Consider the following 26,383-nt stretch of genomic DNA (forward strand, 5'->3'; position numbering starts at 1 on the left):
GGGCATTCGGCTTATCCTTTCGAGCCCGGCGCTACACCTTCTGGTAGAGCGCACTTCCTTCGCGGCGAAATTTCTCCGCCTGCTCTTCCATGCCTTGCTGCGCCTCGTTCAACGTGTCGTGGTCCTTGTAGGTATCGCGAACCTCCTGGCTGATCTTCATCGAGCAGAACTTCGGCCCGCACATGGAGCAAAAATGCGCCACCTTGGCGGAATCCTTGGGCAGGGTTTCGTCGTGGTACTCCCGCGCCGTATCCGGGTCCAGCCCCAGGTTGAACTGATCCTCCCAACGAAACTCGAAGCGCGCTTTCGACAGCGCATTGTCGCGGCGCTGAGCCGCCGGATGCCCCTTGGCGAGGTCCGCCGCGTGGGCGGCAATCTTGTAGGTGATGATGCCGGTTTTGACGTCATCCTTGTTGGGCAGGCCCAGGTGCTCCTTGGGCGTCACGTAGCAGAGCATCGCGCAGCCGAACCAGCCGATCATCGCCGCCCCGATGCCGGAGGTAATATGGTCATAGCCCGGCGCGATGTCGGTCACCAGCGGCCCTAGCGTATAGAAGGGCGCCTCGTCGCAGTACTCGAGCTGCTTGTCCATGTTCTCCTTCACCAGGTGCATGGGCACGTGGCCGGGGCCCTCGATCATCACCTGTACGTCGTGCTTCCAGGCGATATGGGTCAGCTCGCCCAGGGTTTTCAGCTCCGCCATCTGAGCGTCATCGTTGGCATCGGCAATCGAGCCCGGGCGCAGGCCGTCGCCGAGTGAAAACGCCACGTCGTACTGCTTGCAGATCTCGCAGATCTCCTCGAAGTGGGTATACAGGAAGCTCTCCTGATGATGATACAAGCACCACTTCGCCATGATGGAGCCGCCGCGGCTGACGATGCCGGTGACGCGACTGGCGGTCAGTGGCACGTAGCGCAGCAGTACGCCCGCGTGAATGGTGAAGTAGTCCACGCCCTGTTCCGCCTGCTCGATCAACGTATCGCGAAACACTTCCCAGGTAAGGTTCTCCGCCACGCCCTTGACCTTCTCCAGCGCTTGGTAGATCGGCACCGTGCCGATCGGCACCGGCGAGTTGCGCAGGATCCACTCGCGGGTTTCGTGGATGTTCTGCCCGGTAGAAAGATCCATGATGGTATCCGCGCCCCAGCGGATGCCCCAGGTCATCTTGTCGACTTCCTCTTCGATGGACGACGTCACCGCCGAGTTACCCAGGTTGCCGTTGATCTTCACCAGGAAGTTGCGCCCGATGATCATCGGCTCGCTTTCCGGGTGGTTGATGTTGTTGGGAATGATCGCCCGGCCCCGGGCCACCTCGTCGCGCACGAACTCGGGCGTGATCTCTTCCGGGATGTTGGCGCCAAAGCTCTGGCCGCGGTGCTGGTGGCCCAGAATGCGCTCGACTTCCGCCGTTCCAAGGGCCTGGCGGCGCTGGTTCTCGCGAATGGCGATGAATTCCATCTCCGGCGTCACGATGCCTTTTCGAGCGTAGTGGAGCTGGGTCACGTTCTTACCCGCTTTCGCCCGGCGCGGGGTGCGCTTTAGATCGAAACGCAGCTGGGCAAGCGTAGGGTCATTGGCGCGGCGGTTGCCGTACTCCGAGGTCAGCCCCTCGAGAAATTCGGTATCGTCGCGCTCCTCGATCCACGCTCGGCGCAGCTCCGGTAGGCCTTTACGCAGGTCGATCTGCGCGGCGGGGTCGGTGTAGGGCCCAGAAGTATCGTAGACCAGCAGCGGCGGGTTCTCCTCGGCAGCATTGCTGGTGGTGGTCGGCGACAGCGTGATTTCGCGAAACGGCACGCGGATATCCGGGCGCGAGCCTTCGACGTAACGCTTGGTGGAGGCGGGCAGCGGGGCGATGGCGGCGGCGTCGACCTGGGCGGTTTCGGCCAAAAAATGCTGGGTGCGGCTCATGATGAAAGTCTCTCGTTGTGGTTGTTGTCGTACTAGTCGGTCAAATCCAGGCCCATCTGCCAGAAGTCGATCTCCAGGCGCGTGGCATCGCGGAATATCCGGGTAAGCTCCTCAAAGCGAGCGGGCGACACATCGGCCAAACGGGCGTTCAGCCATTCGAGCTCCGCGCGCATCGCAGCCTGGAACTCTTCGCCTTCATACATCGCGATCCAGGCATCGAATGGGTTGTCGCCCCCGCGCACGGTGCTTGCCTGGGCATTGAGCCAGTTGGCGATTTCGCCGTAGCCGACCAGGCACGGGGCGAGCGCGACGTGCAGATCCAGCAAGTCGCCGCGGCTGCCGGTATCCAGCACGTAGCGGGTGTAGGCGAGCGTGGCCCGCGCTTCGGGGAGTTCGGCAAGCTCCGATTCCGAAATGCCCCACTCGCGGCAAAAACCGATGTGCAGCCCCAGCTCCACATCGACGATGGCTTTCATGCCCTCATGGGCCTGGCGCAAATCCGCAAGTGTTGGGCTCTTGTAGGCCGCCAGCGCATAGGCGCGGGCGAAGTGAATCAGAAACAGATAATCCTGCTTCAGGTAGTGGCGAAAGGCGTCGTCAGGAAGGGTAGCGGTGCCCAATTGGCGGACAAAATCGTGCTCGATATAAGCGCGCCAATCGCTTTCGCAGGCGGTGGTGAGATCGGTAAAGCAATAGCCCATACATCCTCCGGGAGTAGAGATCCGAAGGGCAGGCGAGAAGATCGAGGGAGTGGCGCGGAAGGTGGCGAATTATCTTGAAAGAGGGTGCCGGCGCCATCGCTTGATCCCTACGCCGGTACCCGCGCTTTTCAAATAAGCGCATTAGCCGGATCAGGTTCAGCGGGACCAGCGCTTGGCGCTCTTAAAGAGCACGCCCTGCGCCATCTCAGCCGGATTCACCGGCACCCCGTCAAGCAAGTAGTTTGGCGAGTCTAGGGTGGGCTGAAAGGAGATGCAAGAGGGTATTCGAAGGCACTGCGTGTTAGTTTTAATTCGCTGCTGCCCTCAGGGGGCTCTCTATAAGCTTAAAGCTATCCGGGAATACCGACATTGAAGAAAAACAACGAAACCGGCTGGGAAGCCTTCTACACGGCCAATCAAACACGCCCCGCCTCACCGCTGTTACGGCGCGCCTTGGGTGAGCAATGCTTGCCCGTGGGTAACGGCCACGCCGTCGATTTAGGCTGCGGTAGCGGTATCGAAACGGCCATGTTATCGAGCGCAGGATGGAGCGTATTGGCAATCGACAAGGAGCCTAGGGCGATAGAACGCGTAGAGGCATTGAAAGCCGAGCTGCCCTCTACAGAGCTGATGGTTTGGGCATCGAGCTTCGAGGAGCTGGAAAGCCTCCCGCCTTCGGCACTCATTCATGCGGGGCTGAGCCTACCGTTCTGTCATCCAACCCGCTTCTCGGCATTATGGGGCTTGGTTCGTTCGGCGCTTGAGCCGGGCGGCGTATTCGCCGGCCATCTTTTTGGCAACGGGCATGACTGGGCTACCAACTCAGGTATGAACTTTCATTCGAAACGAGAAGTAGAAGCGTTATGCGATGGTCTGGAAATCGAGCTATTACGCGAAAGCGAAGGGGAGGGTGGGTTAGTGCTACATCACTGGCATCGGTTTGATCTGATCTTAAGAAAGCCGAGGAGGCGATGGAATAGCTAGTTCTGCGTGGTGACCGCCAAGCGCCGCCCAATTGCCAGGTATTCCAAAAATTGCTTTGCTAGTAATAGAATCAATAAGGTAGATTTGATCAGAGAGGCTAAATAATCTCAATGAACGCGCCTGCACGTTTATTAAGGTTATGCGGCCGGCTACATAATCGCTGTTAGCACTCAAGGAGCTACATCAATGAAACATACCCAAGAAGAAATAAGCCAAATCTGGGATCACGTGAAGAACAATAAATATGCAGGATCTTCAGCTCAACATCAGCCGGTGATATGCAGCGACGATGACGCGGAGCAATGTATTAGCATTCCGAACTCAGAGGGCACCGACCGAGAAGTTTATTCACGCAAAAACGAAGATGAAGAATGGAAAGTCGTACCATATGTAGGAGAACGTCACGCATGAAACTGGAGTTAACTTCTTACAAGGCCGGGCGCGGCTACGGTATCAGAAAGGAAAGGTAATGACGCAGTTGGACAAGCTTGCTCAAATAATCACTCGGCTAAAAACAAAAAAATTATCTTAGTTAAATTCGGGAATCCTCGCGGTCATAGGCTCAGCATCATTTCTTATCGCGGGTTATTGGGGGCTTATGCTGTCGACAGTCGTCCCAGATATGGTGAAAGCGAAAAATAAGCATGGTCTCCCTCCGCTGGCAATTGGGCTATGGCTGCTCTTGGGTGGATATTCGGCTATTGTATGGTATTTTGGCTGCATCGCCTCACGTTGCCATTCTTTATTATACGAGCGTTGGTTCAAGTGATCTGCTGTGCTAACAATCGCAGGCATGGCGACGTCTTTTCCATTGCGGCTTCGCCTCCATTCCAAAGCCGCGCATGCTGCGGGCGTTAGCCTCTATGATGATACGGGAATTTCAAGAAAGCGATTTTGAGAAAGTGAACGAAATTTACTCGCTGTCGAAGCTGGACGAACTTCGCTTTGAGCGAGAGGTATTCCAGTTATTGCCCCTGAAGGAGGACGAAAAACGACTTCGAGATCTCATGGAATCCGAAATTTTTGTTTATGAGGACGATGGTATTCTTGGCTATGGTGCTATTTACCAAAATGTAATTAGATCTCTTTTTGTCCATCCGTTGTATCGTGGCCAAGGGGTTGGTAGCGCGTTATTCGGTTATCTGATTGCTGAGGTTAGGACTCCTACTAAACTATACGTGGCGAAAAGTAACTTCCCAGCAAAATCCATGTACCATAAATACGGCTTTACGGTTACCGGGGAGTTTGAGGCGTCATATAACGGAAAATCAGTATTGGCAAACGAAATGGTGCGAATCAGTGAGTAAGGCTAACAAACGGCTGTTATCGCCCCTTCGGGGCTGGGACGGTCTTTCCGCCGCTGCGCGGCTACAAGTCCGCCCTAAAGCCGGGCGTTATACACAGCCCGAAACCAAATGAATAGAAGGTCGACTACTAACCATGAATCAATAATGATACCGAAGCTGCGCAATTAGCAGCGCATCGTTCGCTACCTTATAAACGATCCGATGTTCGTCGTTGATTCGCCGATACCAGTAGCCCGAAAAACCGTGTTTGAGCGGCTCTGGTTTTCCCACACCCTCGAAGGGCTGCCCTTGAATTCCCTTGATCAGCTTGTTGATGCGGGTAAGAATCTTCTTATCAGTTTTCTGCCAGTACAAGTAGTCTTCCCAGGCGTTCTCGGCAAAGATGGGCCTCACTCAAGCAGCTCCTTCTCTTGGCCGCCACCTTGTTCCAGCTCGGCCATAGCGTTCATCAAACGGCGTGCGTTATTGGGGGAACGTAGTAGATAAGAGGTTTCCTGTAGTGCCTCAAAATCTTCAAGCGAAAGCATGACTACCGAAGGCGCTTTGCCGCGCGTGATAATGACGGGTGAATGATCTTCGCAAACCTGCTCCATGATGCTGAGCAGCTCTTTGCTAGCGTGAGTATCGCTGATGGCTTTCATGGCGCGGCTCCCATATCCAGTTTTACATTTTGGCAGTATGTGTTCGTCTTGACGTACGTACCTTAAGGCGTACACTTTCTATGAGGCAACATACAAAAGGTGCGTCATGACCGCAATTACCGCCACTGAGGCGCGCAGCAATCTCTATCGGCTGATCGACGAGACCGCCGAGTCCCATCAGCCTATCGCGATTACGGGTAAGCGAAACAATGCCGTTCTAGTATCCGAAGAGGACTGGTCGGCCATTCAGGAAACGCTTTACTTGCTTTCCGTGCCGGGTATGCGCGAGTCGATTCGTGAGGGGATGGATACCTCTGTGAATGAATGTGCGGGGGAGCTGGACTGGTGACATGGAGGTTGATTTACACCAAGCAAGCGCAGAAGGATGCAAAAAAGCTGGCCTCCAGTGGCCTCAAGCCCAAAGCTCAGGAACTTCTAACGCTGATAGCGGAAGACCCTTACCGTAAACCGCCCCCATTCGAGAAACTCATTGGTGACCTGGCCGGAGCGTATTCGCGTCGTATCAATATTCAGCATCGTTTGGTCTACCAGGTACTCGAGGGCGAGTGGGTGATTAAAGTGCTCCGGCTCTGGAGCCACTACGAATAGAGTAAAACCACCCGCTGTCGCTAAATATTTTCTCTGTCGCTTCGCAGCTTTAACAGGCCGGGCCTTACTTCCTTCGGGCGCTTGATCCCCAAAGCGCCCGGCCCGTTCTACTCATCCTGCTATTGCTGCTTACTTAAACGCCCCAGCACCATCAACACCCCAAACTGCACCACCAGCCCCGCGATCAGTAGCACCCACACCGATTCCACCACCATCGAGGCCACGTACAGCAGCCCGCTGATGCTGGCAGGCACCAGCGCGTAGGGAATTTGCGTGCGCACGTGGGCGATATGATCCGAACCCGCGAAAATCGAGGCCATCACCGTGGTATCGGAAATGGGCGAGCAGTGGTCGCCGAAGATCGAACCGGAGAAAATAGCGCCAATCGCCATGCTGACCAGCGCCACGTCGCCGCCGGAAAGCTCGAACGCCAGCGGCACGGCAATCGGCGTGAGAATCGCCATCGCGCCCCAGGAGCTGCCGGTGGCGAACGAGATCACCATGGCGATCAGAAAGATCAACAGCGGCAGAAGGGCGGGCGAGAGCCAGTCGCGGGTCGCGTCGATCACGTGCTCGCCGGTGCCCAATGCCCCGGTCACGGTGCCGATGCTCCAGGCCAGCACCATGATCACCAGCGCCGGCAGCATGGTGCGAAACCCGGCCAGCAGCGTCTCTTCGCAGTCCTTTAGCGTCTGGCGCTGGAAAAGCGCCATGATCATGCCGGTGGCCACCATGGCGAACGCCGCCCAGGAGAGTGCGACACTAACGTCGGTGTCTTCCAGCGCGTCCATAATGGAAGCACCCTCGGCACCGCCGCCGGTGTACCAGAGCCCCCAGCAGGCCACGCTAATCAGCACCACCAGCGGCAGCAGAAAGTGCCACAGCCGGCCGCGACCTTCGGGTACTTCGCCCAGGTCCGCATCCACGTTGGAAAGCGGCGTATCGCCGGGGGCGACCAGCTCGCCGGTCTCCTCGGCGCGGCGCTGCGCTTTCGCCATGGGACCGAAGTCTCCAGCCAGCAGAATCATGGGTACGGAGGCGAGGCAGAGCAGGGCGTAGAAGTTCCAGGGAATCGACAGCAGAAAGAGCCGGTAGGGCTCCGCCGAGGCGAAGCTCAGCCCCACGAGTGCGCCGGCAATCAGCGAGACCTGATAGCCGATCCAGTCGGACACTGGCCCCAGAGTGGCCATGGGCGCGGAGGTCGCGTCCATCACCCAAGCGAGCTTCTCGCGGGACTGGCGCTGGCGCGCGGTCAAATCGCGCGTGGCGTTACCCACGATGACGGAGTTGACATAGTCGTTGAAGAAGATCACCACGCCCAGCACCCAAGTGAGCAGCAGCGAGCCACGCCCGGAGTGAATGCGCTTGGCAAGCGCGCGGGCCAATGCCTGGGAGCCGCCGGTGCGGTGCATGAAGGCCGCACCCGCGCCGAGTAGCGCCACCAGCGCCAGAAAACGGGCGTTCCACTCGTCGGTCATCACCTCGGCAAACCAGTCGAAGGTTTGCCCAACAGCGGCGATGGGGTTGCCCGCTACCAGCCAGCCGCCGATCCAGATGCTGACGAACAGCGAGACGTTGACCCGGCGGGTAGCAAGGGCCAGCGCGACCGCCACGATCGGCGGCAGTAGAGAAATGAGGGCTTCCATGGGGCGTTCCCTGTGATTATTAGCGTCTTTTTATTGTTAGCACGCTAAAGCAGGAATATGCAAAGACACTAACTTAGAGATATCACCCCAGGAAGCGAGTCTAAAGATTAGCCAAACACCTGCGGATTGAGCTGCCAAACGCTCCAGGTCAGCGCGCAGGCCAGACTCACCCAGGCCAAATACGGTATCAGTAGCACGCCGGCTAAGGCCTTCAGCCGCCAGAACATCACCAGCGTTACCAAAATCAGCACCCAAAGCGCCACCGTGCCGATGAATGAGATAGCGCCCAGATTCCAGACAAAGAACAGCCAACTCCACAGCGCGTTCAGCGCCAGCTGTACCATGAAGACGGTTAATGCAGCTCGCGCACCGCGTTCGCGCCAGGCAAGCCAAGCGGCTAGGCCCATCAACCCATAAAGCGTCGTCCACATCGGCCCGAACAGCCAAGTAGGCGGTGCCCAGCTCGGCTGCTGGAGCGATTCGTAAAAGTCCGCTGCGTTGATCGAGGCCACCGCGCCCACGGCGGCAGCGATATAGGCCAGCACCAGCCAGCCGATCAGGCCGAGGATTTGCTGCTTGCGGGAGAGTGCGCGCATTCGTATATCTGCCGATATCAGGGAAAACGGTTTCAATGGTAGTGCAACCCGCGAGTCGCGGCCACGGCCGTTCTGTTAAAGTACGGCCCCGGCTACCCGGCCTGAAAGCGCTTGAAACCGATACGGAGAGTGAATCGATGACCCCGCCACAGCCCAATAACCCGCTTCACGGCGTAACCCTGGAAACGGTAGTGACCCGGCTGGTCGAACACTATGGCTGGGATGGCGTGTACGAAAAAGTGCGCATCAACTGCTTTCACAACGATCCCTCCATCAAGTCTTCGCTCAAGTTTCTGCGTAAAACGCCGTGGGCCCGCGAGAAAGTAGAAGCGCTGTATATCGAGACGTTTAGCGCCGGATAAGGAACGTGGTAAAGCGTCATGACTTCGCGCGCCGGCCCCGGCCACGCGCTCTAACTTCATAAAAGGATCGCTTCATGCGTGATCGTTCGTTGTGGAAGCCGCTGACCATCGCGGGCGCCGTTTTGCTAATGAATAGCCTCGTGTTTTGGGTGCTTACGCTGGCGCTGGCAGACTCACCACTGTGGGGGGCAGCGCTGGGTTGTTTGATCGTCGGTGTCCCGCTGTTCACCCTGGGGCTGATATCACGGCGTCAGTGCTCGACGCGCGAGCGGCCAACGTTGTCAGGGTCAGCGGGCGCAGGAGGCAAGCGTTGACGCGTTCAGCATCACGCTGATAGGGCTGGCCTATACTCTTTAGATCGTTGAGGACGTTTATTCATAACGAAAGGAGCAACGCAGTGCCCACTTCCACCTTGACCCGCACGCTGCTGGCCGGCGCGATCGCAAGCGCCTTCGCCACAAACGCCGTTGCCAGCGCTGATGAGCTACCCACCTTCGACGGCGAGCTTTCCGGCTTCGAGTACGCCTACCCGGTCGAGCGGTTCGACTTCAGCTCCCAGGGACAGGACATGCAGATGGCCTATCTGGATGTTCAACCGGAAGAGGGCAGCGCCAACGGTCGCACCATGGTGCTGATGCACGGCAAGAACTTCTGCGCCGGTACCTGGGAAGGCACGATCGAGGTGCTGGTGAATGAAGGCTACCGCGTCATTGCGCCGGACCAGATCGGCTTCTGTAAATCCACCAAACCCGAACACTACCAGTTCAGCTTTCATCAGCTGGCCACCAACACTCAAGCGCTGCTCGACGAGCTGGGTGCGCAGGACGTGACCGTCATGGGCCACTCCATGGGCGGCATGCTCGCCACCCGCTTTGCGCTGATGTATCCGGAGGCGACCGAGCAGCTGGTGCTGGTCAACCCGGTTGGCCTCGAGGACTGGAAAGCGTTGGGCGTGCCGTATCAAAGCATCGACGACGGCTATCAGAGCGAGCTTGAAACCACGGCGGAAGGCATCCGCGACTACCAGCAGAGCACCTATTACGTCGATACCTGGGAGCCGGAGTACGACCGCTGGGTCGAGATGCTGGCGGGCATGTACGAAGGCGAAGACGGCGAGTTGGTTGCCTGGAACCAGGCGCTGACTTCGGACATGGTCTTTACCCAGCCGGTGGTGTACGAGTTTAGCGAGTTGGAGGTGCCTACGCTTCTGCTAATCGGCGAGCAGGACAACACCGCGATTGGTAAGGGCCGCGCCTCCGAAGACGTGCAGGAAATCCTGGGCCATTACGATGAACTCGGCGAGAAAACTCGTGACGCCATTCCCGATGCCACGCTGGTCAGCTTCCCCGAGCTTGGCCACTCGCCGCAAATTCAGGCGCCGGAGCGCTTTCACGAGGCGCTGCTGGAAAACCTTGACTTGTAGCGGCTCAGCCGGCCCTGGCCCCGTCAGCCAGAGCCGCCGGCCACCAGAATGTGCGAAGCCAGGAAGTTTCCTTTTGAGTAGTCGTGTGTATCGTGGGTTCAGCCGATACGCGCGCCGCCGTCCACGTTGACGACGGTGCCGTTGATGAAGTTGTTCTCCAGAATCATCAGCGCCGCGTGGGCGATATCCTGGGCCTGGCCGCGGCGGCCGGCAGGTACGTTGGCCGGGGTGGGGGGCTGCGGGCCCTTATCCCAGGTAGTGCTGTCGACCACGCCGGGGCAGATCACGTTGAAGCGTTTGGGCTTCATTTCGATTGCCAGGTTCGCGACCAGGCTCTCCAGCGCCATATTGATCGAGCCGACGATCGAGGTGCCTTCGGTCTGGCGGTAAGCGGCCACGCCGGAGAAAAAGAGTACCGAGCCCGCCGGCGCCAGGTGCTTCGATGCGGCCCGGGCCAAATTCACCGGCCCCATCAGCTTCGAGGAGAGCATGGTGTCGATCTCGCTGTCGTCGAGCTCGAGAAACGCCTTGAAAGTGAGGTCCGCCGCGCTGCACACGATGAAATCAAAAGGCCCGTGTTCGGCCAGCGCCGCGTTCACCTGATCGGCCTCATGCACGTCCAGCGTATAGCTACCCAGGGCCTGATCGCCCAACATCTCGACTACGCGGTCGAGCTTCTCCTGACGGCGTCCGGCCACCGCCACTTTTGCGCCGCGCGCCGCCGCCATCAGCGCGATCGCCGCGCCCATGCCGGAGCCACCACCGGCCACGAACAGCTTCGCGCCCTGCATCGCGCCCAGCCCATCGCCTCCCTGCGGTCGATTCGTTGCCATCGTCATCTCCTTATGTAGTAGGGTGCTCTGACAGCCTGGTATGCGAAATGGCTAAAGTAAATGTTCCTGGCCCGCTCGGTGGCAAGGCACCCCGCGTGGCAGCAAACGCTGCCACCCCTCTAAAACGAGTGACATTCCATGATCACACCGCTTTATCTGGATACCCGCGATTCACGCCATTTTTCATCCGCCGCGCGGGACGCCGTGGAGGCCGTGTGTGCTGAGGTAGAGCCCCGCGTGCGCGAACACCTGCCGATGTTGGCCGGGCATCTCGAGCTTGCCTGTCAGACAGGCAGTATGGTGATTCCGGAAACCGGTGAAATGGGGCTGGCAATATCCACCACACGAGTCGGCTGGACCGTCGACAACAAGCGCCCCCAAGGTGTGGCCGCCATTGCCCGCCAGGAGCTTGGTTATACACTTTTTCACGAACTACATCACTTGGCCCGGGGCTGGGTGATCCATCGTAATGAGCCGCGCACGACCTTCATGGAAGGCGTGGTCAGCGAGGGCCTGGCCACGGTATTCGAGCGCGAGATCGGCGGGCGGCGCACCCCTTGGGGCGAGTACCCTGACAATGTGCGTGACTGGGTCGAGGAGCTTTTGGCGTTGCCCGTCAGTGCCCCTTATCTCCCATGGATGATCCAACACGCGGATGGTCGACGCTGGATCGGCTACCGGGCGGGTGTTTTCATCGCAGAACAGGCGATTCGCGCTTCAGGCTTGTCGGCGGCGCGGTTGGTTAACGTGCCGACCGATGATGTACTCGCCATGGCGGGTTTTGTGGATCGCGCCCTCCATACGCTTGAAAACGATTCTCACGAGGCCTGAACGATGCAGATAGAACCCGTCTCCAGCGCCGACTACTCGGAGCTGATCACCCTCTGGGAAGCTTCCGTGCGCGCCACTCACGACTTTCTCGCCGAGGAGGATCTTCTGATGCTCAAGCCGCTGATCTTCGAGCAGTTCTTCGATGCGGTGGCGCTGCATGTGGTGCGCGCACCAGGCGGTGGCGCGCTGGGCTTCAGCGGCGTGGCGCAGGGCAAGTTGGAGATGCTCTTTATCGCCCCGGCAGTGCGTGGCGAAGGCATCGGCACGGCGCTGCTCGAGCACGCCCGGCAGGTGCAAGGAGTGACCAACGTGGATGTAAACGAGCAGAACGCCCCGGCGCTGGCTTTCTACCGCCGGCGCGGCTTCGAGGTGGTGGGCCGCTCACCGCTGGACGGGTTGGGCAAGCCGTATCCGCTGTTGCATATGGCGCTGGCGGCAAGCATCAAGGAAGCGGGTCGCGACAGTGAGGCTTGAGACGCTCCCTGCGCCCGGAAGTTATCGCCTGGCACAATAGCGCCAAACAAGGGGCTCTGCACGTTCTGAGAGGCGAGCCTCGCCGCTATGAGCCATCTAACCGGCGACGCCGGTATGCTCGGCCAGCACCATACAGCCAATGCCGATCAACACCACGCCTCCGATCAGTTCGGCCCAATGACCCGCCCAGCGGCCTAGCCGGTGGCCGAGCAGCGTACCGATCGAGGCCATCAGGGTAGTGGCCAAGCCAATCGCCAGGCTGGTAGCGATGATATCCACGTCGATGAAGGCCAGACTCGCCCCCACGGCCATGGCGTCCAGGCTGGTGGCGGTGGCGGTCAGCACCAATAGCCAGAGCGTCTGCTGACGATGCTCGATGGCCTCTTCTTTCTTGAGCCCATTGATCACCATATGAAGCCCGATGGCGCCAAGCAGCGTAAAGGCGATCCAGTGATCCCAGGCCTGCACGATGCGTTGTGACGCCACCCCCGCCACCCAGCCTAGAACTGGCGTGATCGCTTCGATGACGCCGAACACCAGGCCGATACCCAGCGCATGACGAAAGCGCGGCCGATCAAGGGAGGCGCCCTTGCTGATGGAGGCCGCGAATGCGTCCGCCGACATCGAAAAGGCGAGAAACAGTAAAGCGACAGGCGTCATGGGTCATGAACTCATGAAAAGAAGGTGGCGATCGAGGATAAAGAACCCTGGGTCGATATCGCCATGATTTTATCATGCGCTGCAACAAAACCCGCCAAGTCATTAAAAAATAAACTTTACTGGCGTTAACACCAATAGCCTTGGCTAACAATGTGGGCTCAGAGCAACCCGTAATAGGACGCCGGATTGCCCCAGTGTTTCAAGTGCATATCAAAGCGCCTGGAACGCCACTGCGCGAATCAGCGCGGTCACGCGTTGGCCGTAGGCAAGCCCCAGTTCGTCCCAGGCCTTGCGGGTGACGCGCGTGCGCAGCGTTTGACCGGCAACCTCGAGGCAGAGCTCGACGGTGTGGGGCGCATCAAACAGCACGGCGCTGTCGCGAATCACCGCGGGCAGCTGGTTCTGTGTACTCAAGGCGTCGCTCGGAGAAAGCGCCAGGGTGACATCGCGGGCGTGGACGCGCAAGCGCACTCGGGTACCGACCGGAGTTTGGGTGCCGGGCAACACCAGCTGATGCGCGTCGTCGAGCGCAACCCGGGTCAGGCCGTAGTCGGGGTCAATGGCCGCCACCTCGCCTTCCAGCCGCGAGGCGGCGTCGAAGCCGCCAAGCGCTCGGGTCAGGTCGAAGCGGTGCAGAAGCGTCGTCAATGCATCGCTTGCCACCACGCGGCCCGCTTCCATCACCACCAGGTGATCGGCGATCGTGGTGAGCTCGTCGGCGTCGTGGCTCACGTAGATCACCGGAATGCTGAGCGTTTGCGTCAGCCTGGTGATGTAGCCCAGAAGCTCCTCCTTGCGCGCACCGTCGAGCCCGGTGAGCGGTTCGTCCATCAGCAGAAGCCGGGGCTCGCTCAGAAGCGCCCGGCCGATCGCCACGCGACGCGCCTCGCCCCCGGAGAGCGTGCCTGGCATACGCGAAAGCAGCGGCTCGATACCCAGAAGCGCCACGATGTCATCGAAGCGCTCGGCGTCGACCCGGCGCTGGCCGTAGGTCAGGTTGCCGCGCACGCTGTAGTGGGGAAAAAGCCGCGCCTCCTGAAACACCACGCCGATGCGGCGCCGGTGAACCGGGATGAAAAGACGGCGCCGGGTATCGAGCAGCACCTGATCGCCCAGGGCAATCCGGCCGGTGGTCGGGCGGTCGAGTCCGGCGATCAGCCGTAGAAGACTGGTCTTGCCGCTGCCGGAAGGGCCGAACACCCCGGTAACACCGCGGCCGGGAAGCGTGAGATCGGCGCTCAGCGTGAACGCCCCCAGGCGCTGCTCGACACTCAGCGAAACGTGGGGAAGGGAAATCGAATCAGCCATCTCGCTCCTTGAGGCGTTGCCGGGTGCGCCGGGCCAGCCACTCCGAAGCCACCAGGGACACCAGCGCGATGACGATGGCGATCACGCAAAGACGCGCGGCGGCGCTTTCCTGCCCCGGGCTCTGAATCAGCGTATAGAGCGCCAGCGGCAGCGTTCGCGTCTCGCCGGGAATGTTGGAGGCAAACGTAATAGTGGCGCCGAACTCCGAAAGCGCGCGGGCAAACGCCAATACCGTGCCGGTCAAAAGTCCCGGCACCGCCAGCGGCAGGGTGATGGTAGTAAACACGCGCCAGCGCCCGGCGCCCAGCGTGCTCGCCGCCGCTTCGAGCTTGGGGTCCACCGCTTCGAGCGAAAGCCGAAGCGCGCGTACCAGCAGTGGAAACGCCATCACGCCGCTGGCCACCGCCGCCCCTTGCCAGGTGAACGGTAGCGAAACGCCAAACGTGCTATAAAGCCAGCTGCCGATCACGCCTTGCCGGCCCAACGCTATGAGCAGCAGATAGCCGACCACCACCGGCGGTAATACCAGCGGTAAGTGAATCAACCCATCGACGATGGCCTTGCCCTTGAAGTCGTACCGCGCGAGCCACCAGGCCGCCGCGATGCCCGGCGGCAGAATCCACGCCACCGCCGCCAGGCCGATCAAAAGACTCAGCCGAATGGCTTCCCACTCGGCAGGAGAGAGCGTCACGGGGTCTCGACGTCGGTATCGAAGCCGTACTCGGCAAAAATCGTTAGTGCCTCGTCGCTACCCAGCCACTGGCGAAGCGCGGCGGCGGCTTCGTTATCGTCGCCGATCAGGGCGGCGGGATAAGTGATGGGTTCGTGGCTATCGGTCGGGAAGAGGCCCAGCACGCGCACCGCGCTGCTGGCGAAAGCGTCGGTCTGGTAGACCACGCCTACGGGCGTTTCACCGCGCTCGACCAGCGTGAGGGCAGCGCGTACGTCGCTTCCGCGCGCGAGTCGTGGCGAGAGTTCGTTCCACTCGCCCAGCGCTTCCAGTGCCTGCTGAGTGTAAATACCGGCCGGCACGTGGTCCGGGTCGCCCACCGAAAGGCGCTCGTCGTCGCCTAAAAGCGAGACGATCGGTTCGCCCTCGCCGGGCGTGAAGGTGTCGGCCACGGCATCGCTTGCCGATACCAGCGCCAAGCGGTTTTGTAGCAGATCGCTTCGCTGTGCCACGTCCACGCCTTGCTGTTCGAGCCAATCCATCCACTCGACGTTGGCGGAAATGAACAGCGCCGCCGGGCTTTTATTGGCGATCTGGCGCGCCAGTGTGGAGGAGGAGGCGTAGACCGGCACGATCTCCACGTCGTGATCGCGCTCATAGGCCTCGATGGCGGCGTTGAAAGCATCGGTGAGCGAAGCGGCAGCGGCCACGTGGATGCGCTCGCCGGCAAGCGCCAGTGGCGAAAACGCCAGACCGATTGCGGCAGTGAACACGGGCAGTGAAACATGACGTGGGGTCATTGGAGGGTGTCCGTTATTTCCATTTGGATATAGCGGAGAGTAGCGGGTCGCTTACGGTGGATCAAGCGCGGTGTCGCTCTCCAGGCTGGAATCGCCGCTTTCGAGTAGCTCGATCAGCGCCCGCGCCTCGGGGGAAGCCTCGGGCGAAAGCGTGCGCTCCAGGGCGCGGTAGTGGGTCAACACGCGACGACCCAGTGCCGTCAGGTGCGCCCCGCCGCGCTCATGGCCACCGGCCTGGGTCGCGACCAGCGGCTGGGGAAAGTGGCCGTTCATGGTGTCGATGAGCTGCCAGGCTTTCTTGTAGCTCATGCGTAGCGACCGGCCGGCAGCGGAAATCGAGCCCGTGCGCTCGATCGCTTCGAGTAGCTCGGCCTTGCCCGGCCCGATGACGACGTCGCGGGCGAGCGCCAGGCGCAGCTGGAAGGTGGGGGCGGCGTGATGGGTGCGCGTCATGGCGGCTCCTCGGGCGAAGACGCGGACAGTGTAACAGCTTGACTCGATCGAGCCGCCGCCGCCCGCCGAGGGCAATACGCTTAGCCGTTGAGCACGCGCTCATCGGGCAGAAACACTCGGCTATGCAGCGGGCGTATCCAAGCGTCGCTGCCTTGAGAAAGACCCAGCGCGCGGTAGCGGTGCTTGGGCAGCTCGGCGTGAACCAGGGCGTCGCTCGAGTCGGTGTGTAGCTCCAGACGCACGGCGGGGCCGACCACCGATACCAGCTCCACCCTGGCGGGCAATGCGTCGGCGTGCTCCTGGCGCGCGAACACCTCGATCTCGTGGGGGCGCACGTAGGCGTGCCCGCGCTCGTTGCGTTGGTCGGCGTACTCAGGCGCGGGCAGGGCGATGCCGCCGATATGGGCGCTACCCTGGTGCACCCGCGCCTCGAAGAGATTGACGTTACCCAAAAAACGATAGACGAACGGGTTGGCCGGGTGGTCGTAGACCTCCTCGGGTGAGCCATCCTGCTCGACGCGCCCCTTGTTCATCACCACGACTCGGTCGGAGACTTCGAGCGCCTCCTCCTGGTCGTGGGTGACAAACACGCTGGTGACGTGGATATCGTCGTGCAGGCGGCGCAGCCAGCGCCTGAGCTCGGCGCGCACCCTGGCATCCAGCGCGCCGAAGGGCTCGTCGAGCAGCAGCACCTTGGGCTCGACCGCCAGCGCCCGGGCAAGCGCGATCCGCTGGCGCTGCCCGCCGGAGAGCTGATGCGGGTAGCGGTGGGCGGTCCAGTCGAGCTGGACGAGCTCCAGAAGGCGCATGACCTTCTGCTCGATTTCGGCTTTGGCCGGGCGCGCGGCGCGCGGGCGTACGGTCAATCCATAGGCCACGTTTTGAAACACCGTCATGTGCTTGAACAGCGCGTAGTGCTGAAAGACGAAGCCGACGCCGCGCTTACTCACGTGCAGGTCGGTGGTGTCTTCGCCGTGAAAGCGAATGCGCCCGGTATCGGGCTGCTCGAGCCCGGCGATGATGCGCAGTAGCGTGGTCTTGCCCGAGCCCGAAGGGCCGAGTAGAGCGGTCAGCTCACCTTCGCGAAAGGTCAGGCTGACGTCGTCCACCGCGACGAAGTCGCGAAAGCGTTTATTGACGCGGTCGATTTCGATGCTCATGAGAAAATCCCTGTTTAAAAGCGTTAAACGTTAGGCTCAGGCGGCGGCGCGGCGCTGGCGCCGCTCGTCCTGCCACTCGACGACGCTTTTGATCGCGATGGTGACCAGCGCAAGCCCGGTCAGCAGTGACGAAACGGCGAAGGCGGCGGTGAACATGTACTCGTTGTAGAGCACCTCGATATGCAGCGGCACGGTGTTGGTTTCGCCCCGAATGCGCCCGGACACCACCGCGACGGCGCCGAATTCCCCCATTGCGCGGGCGTTACACAAAATGATGCCGTAGATCAGCCCCCACTTGATGTTGGGCAGGGTGACGTGCCAGAAGGTCTTGAAGCCGCTGGCGCCAAGGGTAAGAGAGGCTTCCTCTTCCTCCTTGCCCTGCTGCTGCATCAAGGGAATCAGCTCGCGGGCGATGAACGGCAGGGTGCCGAAGGCGATGACGATGACGATACCCGGCACGGCGAAGATGATGCGCAGATCATGGGCGGCGAGCCAGGGCCCGAGCCAGCCCTGAGAGCCAAACAGGATGACGAAGATCAGCCCCACCACCACCGGCGAAATGGCAAACGGCATGTCGATCAGCGAGATCAGAATCGGCTTGCCGCGAAACTCGAACCTGGCGATGGCCCAGGCCGCGGCGATGCCGAACAGGGTATTGAGTGGCACCACGATGGCGACGATCAAAAGCGTCAGGCGAATGGCCGACAGCGCATCGGGGTCGCGAATGGCCTCGAGCCAGGTCGCGATACCGCGCTCGAAAGCCCCAAAGAGCACGACGCAGAGCGGTAGCACCAGAAACAGCGCGACGAAGGCGAGGGCAACGGTGATCAGCGTTACCTTGAGCCAGGCGGGCTCCTCGGTGGCGCGACGCCAGCGTTTGGCCAGCGCGTCGTTATCACTGGCCGCAGGCGTATCGGCTCGATCCACGTCGCTCGCCGCTTGATTGGATGTGTTCACTCTAAGCTCCCTTGCTGATTAACCGTGACGACGGCTGGTCCACCACTGCAGGCCATTGATGACCAGCAGCATCGCGAAGGCGACGACGAGCATCACCGCGGCGATGGCGGCGGCGCCGTGGTAGTCGTACTGCTCGGCCTTGGCGACGATCAATAGCGGCGTGATTTCGGTGCGAAAGGGCAGATTGCCCGAGATGAAGACCACCGAACCGTATTCGCCCAGTGCGCGGGCGAACGCCAGGGCGTAGCCGGTCAGCAGCGCCGGAAAAAGCGCGGGAAAGATGACCCGGCGAATGGTCGTGAAGCGGTCGGCTCCGAGGCTTGCCGAGGCCTCCTCCCACTCGGCTTCAAGATCCTCCAGCACTGGCTGTACGGTGCGCACGACGAACGGCAGACCGATATAGGTCAGCGCCACGACCACGCCGAGCTGGGTGTAGGCGACGCGCACGCCAAAGAGTTCGAGGTACTGCCCGACCCAGCCGGTGCTGGCGTAAAGGGTGACCAGCGCGATCCCCGCCACCGCCGTGGGCAGAGCGAAGGGCAGATCCACCAGCGCATCGATCAAGCGCTTGCCGGGAAAACGGTAGCGCACCAATACCCAGGCCAGCAGCGCACCGAAGAACAGGTTGATCGTGGCGGCGATGAGCGAGCCACCAAAGGAGAGCTTGTAGGAGGCCACCACCTGACGCTGGGTCACGGCGTGCCAGAAGGTGTCCCAGCTCATGGTCGTGGTGTAGAGCAGAAAGGCGCCAACCGGCACCAGAAAGATCAGCCCCATGTAGAGCAGGGTGAACCCCATGGTCAGGCCGAAGCCCGGTATGACGCGACGACGGGCAAGCGTGATCGACATGACGATACTCCTTCAACTGGCGTGATCCCTCGCCGAGGAGCGCGCCCCGGCGAGTGATGGAACGAGGTAACTATCAGGGCCGGTCAGGGCAGGTTGATCGCTTCCAGAATCTCGTCGAAGACGCCGCCGTCGTTGAAAAAGCGCGTCTGCGCCTCACGCCAGCCGCCAAAGACCTCATCGATGGTGAAAAGCGTAAGCGACGGGAAGGTATCGGCATACTCGGCCAGCACCGCCTCGTCGATGGGGCGATAGTAGTGCTGCGCGGCCAATGCCTGGGCCTCATCGGAGTAGAGATACTCGAGATAGCCTTCGGCGACATCGCGGGTGCCATTGCGTTCGACGTTGGCGTCGACCACCGCGACGGGCGGCTCGGCCAGAATGCTCTGCTCGGGCACTACGATCTCGAAATCGCCTTGGCCCAGCTGCTCCACCGAGAGAATCGCTTCGTTCTCCCAGGCAAGCAGCACGTCGCCCAGGCGGCGCTGAACGAAGGTGTTGGTGGCCCCGCGCGCGCCGGAGTCGAGCACCGGCACGTTCTCGAAAACCTGGCGAACGAAATCGAAGGTCTGCTCCTCGTCGCCGTCGAACTGCTCCAGGCCATAGGCCCAGAGCGCCAGGAAGTTCCAGCGCGCGCCGCCGGAGGTCTTGGGATTGGGCGTGATCACCTCGACGTCGTCGCGAATCAAGTCGTCCCAGCCCTGAATGTTCTTGGGGTTGCTGTCGCGCACCAGCAGTACGATGGTCGATGTATAAGGGGAGCTATTGTGCGGTAGCCGCGTCTGCCAATCGTCGGGAATCAGGTTGCCCCGGTCGTGAAGCGCATCGATATCGTAGGCCAGCGCCAGGGTGACCACATCGGCATCGATGCCGTCGATCACCGAGCGCCCCTGGGAGCCCGAGCCGCCGTGCGACTGGCGTACGGTCACTTCCTGGTCGTGCCCTTCGCGCCAGTGCTCGGCGAAGAGCTGGTTGTAGGCGCGGTAGAACTCGCGGGTTGGGTCGTAGGAGACGTTGAGCAGCTCGACGCGTTCTGACTGTGCCTGGGCGTGCGAGCTGGCGCCGAGAGTGGCGCCAAGAACGGCGCCGCCGATCAGAATCGACGCGGTGAGTTTGGAAAGTGACCAGAGCGTGGGCGGTGCGGTGAGATTCATGGCGGTTCCCTTGTGTCGTGAGTAAGTCAGTGACGTTATGGGGGACAGCCTACGCAATGCCTTTAGAATCAATAACGAATATAAAATGGATTACTTATTACTTTTTTAGCTTAAGCGCGCCGTCTCTATAGCCCAGCGAAATCGCCCTGGCGCCCTGCCAGTACCCGCTGCACGGTCTCTTCGTCCAGGTTCTCGCGGCAGAGCTTCAAGAACTGATAGGCATAACCGCGCAAGAAGTGGCCGCGACGCAGCGCCAGGTAGGTGGTGTTACGCGGGAACAGGGCGCTGGCATCGAGCAGGGTGAGGCCGCGGTCGCGCTGCTCGTGGTAGGCCATCGAGGCGATGACGCCTACGCCCATCTCGAGCTCGACATAAGTCTTGATCACGTCGGCATCCAGCGCCGTCAGCACGATGTCCGGATAGAGCTCGGCAGCGGCGAAGGCCCGGTCGATACGCGCTCGCCCGGTAAAGCCATCGTGATAGGTGACGATGGGATGCTCGGCGATACGCTCGAGCGTCAGCGGCGTGCCATCGTTCAAGGGGTGATGGTCGGGAACGATGACGCCGTGATACCAGTGGTAGAACGGAAAGCAGGCAAATAGCTGGTTCTCTTCGTGCAGCGCTTCGGTGGCGATGCCGATATCCACCTTGCCTGCTTTCAATAGCGAGACGATCTCGTCCGGGCCGCACTGGTGTAGCTCCAGGTGCACTTTCGGGAAAGCCTGCTTGAACCGAGCGATGATCGGCGGAAGCGCGTAGCGCGCCTGGGTATGCGTCGTCGCAATGCCGAGGCTCCCTTGATCCTCATGGGTCAACTGATGCGCCGAGCGTTTGAGGTTTTCGACGTCCAGGAGAATACGTTCGATGACCTCTATCAACCCCTGACCCGCGACCGTCAGGCCCAGAATGCGCTTGCCCCGGCGCTCGAAAAGCTCGACCCCCAGCTCCTCTTCGAGATCGCGGATGTGTTTGCTGGCGCCGGATTGCGAAGTGAACAGCGCATTGGAGGCCTCGGTCAGATTGAAGTGGCAACGCACGGTTTCACGCACGATGCGCAGTTGCTGAAAATTCATGGCAAGTAGGGTCCGAATGCATGTCGATTTAATATTCTAAAAAAGAATATTAAAAATAATTGTTATTCATTAATCATATTTTTAGCTATCCATATGGAGTTTGTCGATGAATCGGGCGCGGTGGCCGAACCGTTCGTCATCTCGTGACTCCAAGAGCCGCGGTGCCTGTTGGCGGATACCCGTTCACCGGCGATCCGATAAGCCTTTTTGGGAGAATGACGAATGAAAGCAAGTACGTTGATGCTGGGTGGATTCATGCTTGTCGGGGCCTCCGCCTTGCCGCTGAGCGCGGCGGCAAATGACGCGCTATGTGCCGACAAGGCGGCAGACGTCAATGCGCAGCTGGAACATGCCCGCGCGCAGAACGATGTACACCGTGTGGAAGGGCTCGAACGGGCGCTACACGCCATCGAGCACGATTGCACCAATGAAAGCGTACTGGACGATGCCCGGGAAGAGGTGCAGGAAAGCCTGCAGGACGTGCAGGAGCGTCAGGCCGATTTCGAGCAGGCGCTCGACGAGGGCGACGACGGCGATATCCAGAAACGTCGCGAAAAACTCGAAGAAGCCACCCGTGAGCTCGAAGAAGATACTGCCGCTCTGAACGCGCTCGAAAGCCGGCTTGGCGAATAGGGTCAAGGATTGCGAGTGCGACGGCTGTGTTGGCGGCCAAGCCACCAGGCGTCGAATCCGAAAGAGTAGAGCGAGGCGATGAGTGCGCTCAGCGCCAGAAGTGTCGCAGCGGTGTGCGAGGTAAGCGGCGTGAGCGCCAGCAATAGCGCCACGACCTGCCAGACGCACACCGCCTTGCGGCGAAAACTCTCGAAAAGCGGCGCCTTCAACCACTCGAGCCGCCAGCTCGCCGCGATGAACGCATAGCGCATACCGCCAATCATCAATACCCAAACGCCCAGCGATTCGAGCTTCAGCAACGCCACGCAAAGAAGCAGGATCATCAGCGCGTCCAGCTCCATGTCAAAGCGCGCGCCGAAGAGGGAGTGGCTGTGGGTCTTGCGTGCCACGAAACCATCTACCCCGTCGAGCAGTAAAGAGAGCATCGCCACACCCAGCCACAGCCAGATCGATTCGATAAAGGCGGTGTCCGCCAGCGCGCCGGCAACGATGGCGACCAACACGCCGCGTAGCAGTGTCACTCGGTTGGCCCAGCCAATGGGGCCCTGGGTCCAGTACAAAAGCGTCAGCAGTGTAATGGCGGCGTAGAGCGTTGCCATCGCCCCCCAGGTGGCTGCAGAGGGCAGCAGCTGCGGTAGGCAGGCGGCTAGCGTCAGCAGCACAAACGCCCCCAGTGCCAGTTCGAGCGCAGTGTAGAGGCGTTTGGGCAAGGTCTTATCCAGTGGTGAAACGGTGAACATGGCCACTCACGAAGCGGTGCGAAACCGCGTTGATGTTGTACTTTCTCTTTCCTGATACTATTTTTGTATAACTTTTGTTTAGCGTCGAGCGATGGCCCACCTGAATTGAATTTAGCGCACAGGATCCATCGTTACGCTTTCATGCTAAATCCACTGAAGTTGAATGAAAAGCGTCGATGACATTGAAAAGTAGCTGGAACCTGGCAATGCTGAGGTGAGAAGCACTTAAAAATGAATCGTTGTCAGGGAATTGTGATATGCCGCGGACGGATACCGCTACTGCTTTCTGGATCGTACGCCCGGGCGTCGGCGAGCTTCGACCTGAAACCCTGGAACCTTTTACCCGGGACCTGGTTCAGGTGCGCACGCTCTACAGCGGCGTCAGTCGGGGAACCGAGTCGCTGGTATTCAACGCTCGGGTACCGGAAAGTGAAGCCGAGCGTATGCGAGCACCTTTCCAGTCCGGCGATTTTCCTGCGCCGGTCAAGTACGGCTACTGCAGCGTCGGCGTGGTCGAGAAAGGTCCCGAAGCCCTACTTGATAAAACCGTTTTCTGTCTTTATCCGCACCAGAGTCGCTACGTGGTACCGCTGGAAGCAGTGGTGCCGCTGCCGGAAGCGCTGCCGAGCCACCGCGCGGTGCTGACTGCCAACATGGAAACCGCTATCAACGGCGTATGGGATGCCAACCCGCTACCCGGTGAGCGTATTTGCGTAGTGGGGGCGGGCGTGGTGGGCGCGCTGGTCGCTTATCTCTGCGCGCGTATTCCCGGCACCCGGGTGCATTTGATCGACATCAACGCCGAGCGCGAAACGCTGGCCAACGCCTTGGGGGTTGCCTTCTGCACGCCGGAAAACGCCCCGGCGGACCAGGATCTGGTGATTCACGCCAGTGGCCACGGCGAAGGTTTGCGCCTGGGGCTATCGCTTCTGGGCAACGAAGGCCGGCTGATCGAGATGAGCTGGTTCGGCGAAGGCGAAACGCGGCTTGCCCTCGGCGGCGCCTTTCACTCGAAGCGACTCTCTATTCGCGCAAGCCAGGTCGGCCAACTGCCCGCGGCGCTACAGTCGCGCTGGGACTATCGCCGGCGCCTTACGCTGGCACTCGAGCTTTTAAAAGATCCTTGCCTTGATCACCTGGTCAGCAGCGAGTGCGCCTTCGAGGACTTTCCAGCGCTGGCGCCGACCCTTTTCGGCCTCGGCAGCCAAGCGCTTTGCCACCGCATTCACTATCCCGTGCCCGAGTGATTCGACGGCGCGTTCAATCAGCAACAAAGGAAAGGAGTTCCCATGTACCGTCTCTGCGTTCGCGATCACTTCATGATCGCCCATAGCTTCAAGGGCGATATTTTCGGCCCGGCCCAGCGCACCCATGGGGCCACTTACGTGGTCGATGTGATCTTCAAGCGCCCGGAACTCGACCCGGACGGGCTGGTGATCGACATTGGCCTGGCCTCCGAGACCGTCAAGGAGGTGCTGGCGGAGTACAACTTCCAGAACCTCGACGACGTGCCGGCCTTCAAGGGCAAGAACACCACCACCGAGTTCATGGCGGGAGTGATCTTCGAGGCACTCGCCAAGGGCATCAAGGAGGGACGCATGGGATCGACCGCCCAGGGGATCACTCACATGGAAGTGAAGCTGCACGAATCCCACGTCGCCTGGGCAAGCTACGAAGGCGCCTTATGAGAAAGCGCGTCACCCTGATCGTGGCGGGCTCGCTCGAGCAGCGCACCGGCGGCTATGTCTACGACGCCCGCATGGTCGCATCCTTGCGCCGCCAGGGCTTCGAGGTCAAGGTCGAGGAACTCGCCGGGCGCTTTCCGCTCGCCTGCGATGAGGCGACGGGCGAACTCGCCCGGGCGCTGGGCGCGCTCGAGGAGGGCGAGCGGGTGATCATCGATGGCCTCGTAATGGGCGGCTTGCCGGATATCGTCGCAAGCCACGGCGCACGGCTCGATGTCACCGCGCTCTTGCACCACCCGCTCGGCGACGAGCAGGGCCTCGATGATGAGACTCAGGCGCGCCTTCACCGCAGCGAGCTCGAAGGGCTCGCGAGCGTGGCGCGTATCATCGTGACCAGCCGCTTCACCGAGCGGCGGCTGCAGGCACTGGCAGAAAGTTACCAACTGCCCCTGAGTGCGCCGGTCCTTGCGGTGGAGCCCGGCGTCGAACCGGCGCCTATCTCGGCCCCTGCCGAGCCGGGCGCGCCGGTCAATCTGCTCTGTGTCGCTACGCTCACCCCGCGCAAGGGTCAGGACGTGCTGATGCGGGCGCTGGCCGCCCTGGACAGTCAAACATGGCGCTGCGATCTATTCGGGGCGCCTCGCGACCCCGCCTTTGCCGCCGAGGTCGAGGCGCTGATCGAGCGCGAAGGGTTGGACCTCGTCACGCTGCACGGCGAATGCGACGCCGAAGCACTCGAAGCCGCCTATCGAGGCGCCCACGCGCTGGTGCTGCCCTCCTGGTACGAAGGCTACGGCATGGTGGTGACCGAAGCATTGGCCCACGGCCTGCCGGTGATCACCACCACCGGCGGCGCGCTGGCAGACACCTTGCCCGAAGGTGCCGGTATCGGGGTAGCGCCGGGTGATGTCGCGGCGCTGGCAAAGGCGCTCGAGGACTTTATCGGCAGTCGCGACGTTCGCGAGGCGTTGCGCCAGGGCGCGCTCGAGGCCCGCGAAGCCCTCAACGATTGGCAAGCCGCAGGTGAAGCCTTCGCTCGGGCGCTCGCCACACCCCGGGCGCTGTCGGCGGGCAGCGAGTTCGCCGCCGATTGGCTGACGCTGCGCGAAAGCGTGGATATCGCCGCACGAAGCCCAACGCTTGCGCAAAAGGCGGGGGCCTGGCTTGCCGAGCAGCCCGGCGAGGCGGTCATTGCCGATCTTGGCTGCGGGCGGGGCAGCAACGGGCAGTATCTCGCCCCGCGCTTTAAAGGCGCGCAGCGCTGGCATCTGCTCGATCACGACGAAAAGCTACTGGCCGAGGCGCGAGCGCGGCTCGAAGCGCTTACCAGCGCCAGCGGCGAGCCCGTTCAGGCGCACCCTCACTGCACCTCGATTACCGAGCTCGACCATGAGGCGCTCGCGGCGGCTAAGCTTGTCAGCGCCTCGGCGCTTTTGGATCTGGTGTCCCATGAGTGGATCGAGGCGCTGGCCGAGCGCTGCGCCGCCAAGCGCCAGGCGGTTTTGATTGCGCTCACCGTGACCGGCCAGTGGTGTTTCACTGATGCCAAGGGCGAGGCGCTCGAGGATGACGAGGACCGCTGGGCGCTGGGGCTGTTCAACGCCCACCAGGCGCGGGATAAGGGCCTGGGGAGCGCGCTGGGCGGCGCGGCGCATCAGGCGCTTTTTGAATCGCTCGAGGCGCGCGGCTATCAACTGGAGCAGGCGGAGACCCCCTGGCGGCTCGCCGCGGGCGACGGCGAAACGCTGCCGCTAACCTGCTCGCTGATCGAAGGCTTTGCCGAGGCGATGACCGAGCAGGCGCCGATGGAGGCGAGCCGTATCGCGCAGTGGCGCGATATGCGCCTGGCCGCAGTGCGCGCCGGCGAGCGCGGCATGTGGGTGGGTCATAAGGACTTACTCGCGCTGCCGCCGGTGGCGGTGTAA

At 61.2% G+C, this 26,383-nt stretch carries 32 protein-coding genes and 1 riboswitch; of the genes, 14 read left to right on the top strand and 18 right to left on the bottom strand.

Going from position 1 to position 26,383, the window contains the following annotated elements; translation table 11 throughout:
• Window positions 1–31: 31 nt before the first annotated feature.
• Both thiC and tenA read right to left on the bottom strand, forming a co-directional pair.
• Window positions 32–1,912, bottom strand: a complete 1,881-nt coding sequence (gene thiC / locus ACGK9R_RS03980) for a phosphomethylpyrimidine synthase ThiC (RefSeq protein ID WP_394578371.1) — start codon at window positions 1,910–1,912, stop codon at window positions 32–34.
• Between the two features lie 32 nt (window positions 1,913–1,944).
• Window positions 1,945–2,613: a thiaminase II gene (gene tenA, locus ACGK9R_RS03985; protein WP_394578373.1), complete on the bottom strand. Its 669-nt coding sequence runs from the start codon at window positions 2,611–2,613 to the stop codon at window positions 1,945–1,947.
• A gap of 87 nt (window positions 2,614–2,700) precedes the next feature.
• Window positions 2,701–2,852: riboswitch (TPP riboswitch) on the bottom strand.
• 130 nt (window positions 2,853–2,982) lie between these two features.
• Between tenA and ACGK9R_RS03990 the strand changes: the two genes are divergently transcribed.
• The 3 genes from ACGK9R_RS03990 to ACGK9R_RS04000 all read left to right on the top strand — a co-directional run bounded on the left by ACGK9R_RS03990 (window position 2,983) and on the right by ACGK9R_RS04000 (window position 4,904).
• On the top strand, window positions 2,983–3,597 hold the full coding sequence (locus ACGK9R_RS03990) for a class I SAM-dependent methyltransferase (protein ID WP_394578375.1): 615 nt from the start codon (window positions 2,983–2,985) through the stop codon (window positions 3,595–3,597).
• Between the two features lie 186 nt (window positions 3,598–3,783).
• Window positions 3,784–4,008, top strand: coding sequence for a hypothetical protein (locus ACGK9R_RS03995; protein ID WP_394578377.1), 225 nt, complete (start codon window positions 3,784–3,786; stop codon window positions 4,006–4,008).
• A gap of 452 nt (window positions 4,009–4,460) precedes the next feature.
• Window positions 4,461–4,904: a GNAT family N-acetyltransferase gene (locus ACGK9R_RS04000; RefSeq protein WP_394578379.1), complete on the top strand. Its 444-nt coding sequence runs from the start codon at window positions 4,461–4,463 to the stop codon at window positions 4,902–4,904.
• A 138-nt stretch (window positions 4,905–5,042) separates the two neighbouring features.
• Here the strand turns inward: ACGK9R_RS04000 and ACGK9R_RS04005 are convergent, their stop codons facing one another.
• Together ACGK9R_RS04005 and ACGK9R_RS04010 are read right to left on the bottom strand one after the other, a co-directional pair.
• Window positions 5,043–5,297: a Txe/YoeB family addiction module toxin gene (locus ACGK9R_RS04005; protein WP_394578381.1), complete on the bottom strand. Its 255-nt coding sequence runs from the start codon at window positions 5,295–5,297 to the stop codon at window positions 5,043–5,045.
• Window positions 5,294–5,545: a type II toxin-antitoxin system Phd/YefM family antitoxin gene (locus tag ACGK9R_RS04010; protein ID WP_394578383.1), complete on the bottom strand. Its 252-nt coding sequence runs from the start codon at window positions 5,543–5,545 to the stop codon at window positions 5,294–5,296. The genes ACGK9R_RS04005 and ACGK9R_RS04010 overlap by 4 nt, the downstream gene beginning before the upstream one ends.
• A 106-nt stretch (window positions 5,546–5,651) precedes the next feature.
• On the opposite strand from ACGK9R_RS04010, the gene ACGK9R_RS04015 reads away from it, so the two are divergent.
• Together ACGK9R_RS04015 and ACGK9R_RS04020 are read left to right on the top strand one after the other, a co-directional pair.
• Window positions 5,652–5,894: a type II toxin-antitoxin system Phd/YefM family antitoxin gene (locus ACGK9R_RS04015; protein WP_394578385.1), complete on the top strand. Its 243-nt coding sequence runs from the start codon at window positions 5,652–5,654 to the stop codon at window positions 5,892–5,894.
• Window positions 5,891–6,154: a Txe/YoeB family addiction module toxin gene (locus ACGK9R_RS04020; RefSeq protein WP_394578387.1), complete on the top strand. Its 264-nt coding sequence runs from the start codon at window positions 5,891–5,893 to the stop codon at window positions 6,152–6,154. The genes ACGK9R_RS04015 and ACGK9R_RS04020 overlap by 4 nt, the downstream gene beginning before the upstream one ends.
• Window positions 6,155–6,273: 119 nt before the next feature.
• Here ACGK9R_RS04020 and ACGK9R_RS04025 read toward each other — a convergent pair whose 3' ends face one another.
• Window positions 6,274–7,800, bottom strand: a complete 1,527-nt coding sequence (locus ACGK9R_RS04025) for a Na+/H+ antiporter NhaC family protein (RefSeq protein WP_394578389.1) — start codon at window positions 7,798–7,800, stop codon at window positions 6,274–6,276.
• Between the two features lie 107 nt (window positions 7,801–7,907).
• Entirely contained in the window at window positions 7,908–8,396 is a 489-nt protein-coding gene (locus ACGK9R_RS04030) for a TspO/MBR family protein (RefSeq protein ID WP_394578391.1), read from the bottom strand.
• 137 nt (window positions 8,397–8,533) lie between these two features.
• Between ACGK9R_RS04030 and ACGK9R_RS04035 the strand changes: the two genes are divergently transcribed.
• The 3 genes from ACGK9R_RS04035 (at window position 8,534) to ACGK9R_RS04045 (ending at window position 10,181) form a co-directional block, all read left to right on the top strand.
• On the top strand, window positions 8,534–8,758 hold the full coding sequence (locus ACGK9R_RS04035; RefSeq protein WP_394578393.1) for a VF530 family DNA-binding protein: 225 nt from the start codon (window positions 8,534–8,536) through the stop codon (window positions 8,756–8,758).
• A gap of 74 nt (window positions 8,759–8,832) precedes the next feature.
• On the top strand, window positions 8,833–9,072 hold the full coding sequence (locus ACGK9R_RS04040; RefSeq protein ID WP_394578395.1) for a hypothetical protein: 240 nt from the start codon (window positions 8,833–8,835) through the stop codon (window positions 9,070–9,072).
• Window positions 9,073–9,155: 83 nt separating this feature from the next.
• A complete protein-coding gene (locus ACGK9R_RS04045; protein WP_394578397.1) occupies window positions 9,156–10,181 on the top strand; it encodes an alpha/beta fold hydrolase in 1,026 nt (341 codons plus the stop codon).
• 98 nt (window positions 10,182–10,279) lie between these two features.
• Here the strand turns inward: ACGK9R_RS04045 and ACGK9R_RS04050 are convergent, their stop codons facing one another.
• A complete protein-coding gene (locus ACGK9R_RS04050) occupies window positions 10,280–11,014 on the bottom strand; it encodes an SDR family oxidoreductase (protein WP_394578399.1) in 735 nt (244 codons plus the stop codon).
• Window positions 11,015–11,152: 138 nt separating this feature from the next.
• Between ACGK9R_RS04050 and ACGK9R_RS04055 the strand changes: the two genes are divergently transcribed.
• Window positions 11,153–11,845, top strand: coding sequence for a DUF2268 domain-containing putative Zn-dependent protease (locus tag ACGK9R_RS04055; protein WP_394578401.1), 693 nt, complete (start codon window positions 11,153–11,155; stop codon window positions 11,843–11,845).
• A 3-nt stretch (window positions 11,846–11,848) separates the two neighbouring features.
• Window positions 11,849–12,319, top strand: coding sequence for a GNAT family N-acetyltransferase (locus ACGK9R_RS04060; protein WP_394578403.1), 471 nt, complete (start codon window positions 11,849–11,851; stop codon window positions 12,317–12,319).
• 96 nt (window positions 12,320–12,415) lie between these two features.
• On the opposite strand, the gene ACGK9R_RS04065 is transcribed toward ACGK9R_RS04060, so the two are convergent.
• From ACGK9R_RS04065 to ACGK9R_RS04110, 10 genes are all read right to left on the bottom strand, one after another.
• Window positions 12,416–12,979, bottom strand: coding sequence for a manganese efflux pump MntP family protein (locus ACGK9R_RS04065; protein ID WP_394578405.1), 564 nt, complete (start codon window positions 12,977–12,979; stop codon window positions 12,416–12,418).
• Between the two features lie 210 nt (window positions 12,980–13,189).
• On the bottom strand, window positions 13,190–14,287 hold the full coding sequence (gene modC, locus ACGK9R_RS04070; RefSeq protein WP_394578408.1) for a molybdenum ABC transporter ATP-binding protein: 1,098 nt from the start codon (window positions 14,285–14,287) through the stop codon (window positions 13,190–13,192).
• On the bottom strand, window positions 14,280–14,978 hold the full coding sequence (modB, locus tag ACGK9R_RS04075) for a molybdate ABC transporter permease subunit (protein WP_394578410.1): 699 nt from the start codon (window positions 14,976–14,978) through the stop codon (window positions 14,280–14,282). The genes modC and modB overlap by 8 nt, the downstream gene beginning before the upstream one ends.
• Window positions 14,975–15,757 carry a molybdate ABC transporter substrate-binding protein gene (modA, locus tag ACGK9R_RS04080; RefSeq protein WP_394578411.1) on the bottom strand — a complete coding sequence of 261 codons (783 nt, stop codon included), beginning with the start codon at window positions 15,755–15,757 and terminating at the stop codon, window positions 14,975–14,977. Before modA ends, modB begins: the two co-directional genes overlap by 4 nt.
• Window positions 15,758–15,808: 51 nt before the next feature.
• The gene (locus ACGK9R_RS04085; RefSeq protein WP_394578413.1) at window positions 15,809–16,210 is read right to left on the bottom strand and encodes a winged helix-turn-helix domain-containing protein; all 402 of its coding nucleotides are present in this window, start codon (window positions 16,208–16,210) and stop codon (window positions 15,809–15,811) included.
• 80 nt (window positions 16,211–16,290) lie between these two features.
• On the bottom strand, window positions 16,291–17,370 hold the full coding sequence (locus ACGK9R_RS04090; RefSeq protein WP_394578415.1) for a sulfate/molybdate ABC transporter ATP-binding protein: 1,080 nt from the start codon (window positions 17,368–17,370) through the stop codon (window positions 16,291–16,293).
• Window positions 17,371–17,406: 36 nt separating this feature from the next.
• Window positions 17,407–18,297, bottom strand: a complete 891-nt coding sequence (cysW, locus tag ACGK9R_RS04095; RefSeq protein WP_394578589.1) for a sulfate ABC transporter permease subunit CysW — start codon at window positions 18,295–18,297, stop codon at window positions 17,407–17,409.
• Window positions 18,298–18,345: 48 nt separating this feature from the next.
• The gene (gene cysT, locus ACGK9R_RS04100) at window positions 18,346–19,176 is read right to left on the bottom strand and encodes a sulfate ABC transporter permease subunit CysT (protein ID WP_394578418.1); all 831 of its coding nucleotides are present in this window, start codon (window positions 19,174–19,176) and stop codon (window positions 18,346–18,348) included.
• Between the two features lie 83 nt (window positions 19,177–19,259).
• Window positions 19,260–20,327 carry a sulfate ABC transporter substrate-binding protein gene (locus tag ACGK9R_RS04105; protein ID WP_394578421.1) on the bottom strand — a complete coding sequence of 356 codons (1,068 nt, stop codon included), beginning with the start codon at window positions 20,325–20,327 and terminating at the stop codon, window positions 19,260–19,262.
• A gap of 125 nt (window positions 20,328–20,452) precedes the next feature.
• Window positions 20,453–21,400, bottom strand: coding sequence for a CysB family HTH-type transcriptional regulator (locus ACGK9R_RS04110; RefSeq protein ID WP_394578423.1), 948 nt, complete (start codon window positions 21,398–21,400; stop codon window positions 20,453–20,455).
• Window positions 21,401–21,622: 222 nt separating this feature from the next.
• Here ACGK9R_RS04110 and ACGK9R_RS04115 point away from each other — a divergent pair, with 222 nt between their 5' ends.
• On the top strand, window positions 21,623–22,033 hold the full coding sequence (locus ACGK9R_RS04115) for a DUF1090 domain-containing protein (RefSeq protein WP_394578424.1): 411 nt from the start codon (window positions 21,623–21,625) through the stop codon (window positions 22,031–22,033).
• A 2-nt stretch (window positions 22,034–22,035) separates the two neighbouring features.
• On the opposite strand, the gene ACGK9R_RS04120 is transcribed toward ACGK9R_RS04115, so the two are convergent.
• Window positions 22,036–22,773 carry a CDP-alcohol phosphatidyltransferase family protein gene (locus ACGK9R_RS04120; RefSeq protein WP_394578426.1) on the bottom strand — a complete coding sequence of 246 codons (738 nt, stop codon included), beginning with the start codon at window positions 22,771–22,773 and terminating at the stop codon, window positions 22,036–22,038.
• Window positions 22,774–23,030: 257 nt separating this feature from the next.
• Between ACGK9R_RS04120 and ACGK9R_RS04125 the strand changes: the two genes are divergently transcribed.
• From ACGK9R_RS04125 to ACGK9R_RS04135, 3 genes are read left to right on the top strand one after another with little or no spacing between them, the layout of a single operon-like run.
• Window positions 23,031–24,020, top strand: a complete 990-nt coding sequence (locus tag ACGK9R_RS04125; RefSeq protein WP_394578428.1) for a zinc-binding alcohol dehydrogenase — start codon at window positions 23,031–23,033, stop codon at window positions 24,018–24,020.
• A gap of 42 nt (window positions 24,021–24,062) precedes the next feature.
• Window positions 24,063–24,461, top strand: coding sequence for a 6-pyruvoyl trahydropterin synthase family protein (locus tag ACGK9R_RS04130; protein ID WP_394578430.1), 399 nt, complete (start codon window positions 24,063–24,065; stop codon window positions 24,459–24,461).
• Window positions 24,458–26,383 (top strand): glycosyltransferase, encoded by a 1,926-nt coding sequence (locus ACGK9R_RS04135; RefSeq protein WP_394578432.1) that lies wholly within the window; start codon window positions 24,458–24,460, stop codon window positions 26,381–26,383. Before ACGK9R_RS04130 ends, ACGK9R_RS04135 begins: the two co-directional genes overlap by 4 nt.

This window comes from Halomonas sp. HNIBRBA4712, from assembly GCF_043558675.1.
Classification (GTDB): domain Bacteria; phylum Pseudomonadota; class Gammaproteobacteria; order Pseudomonadales; family Halomonadaceae; genus Vreelandella.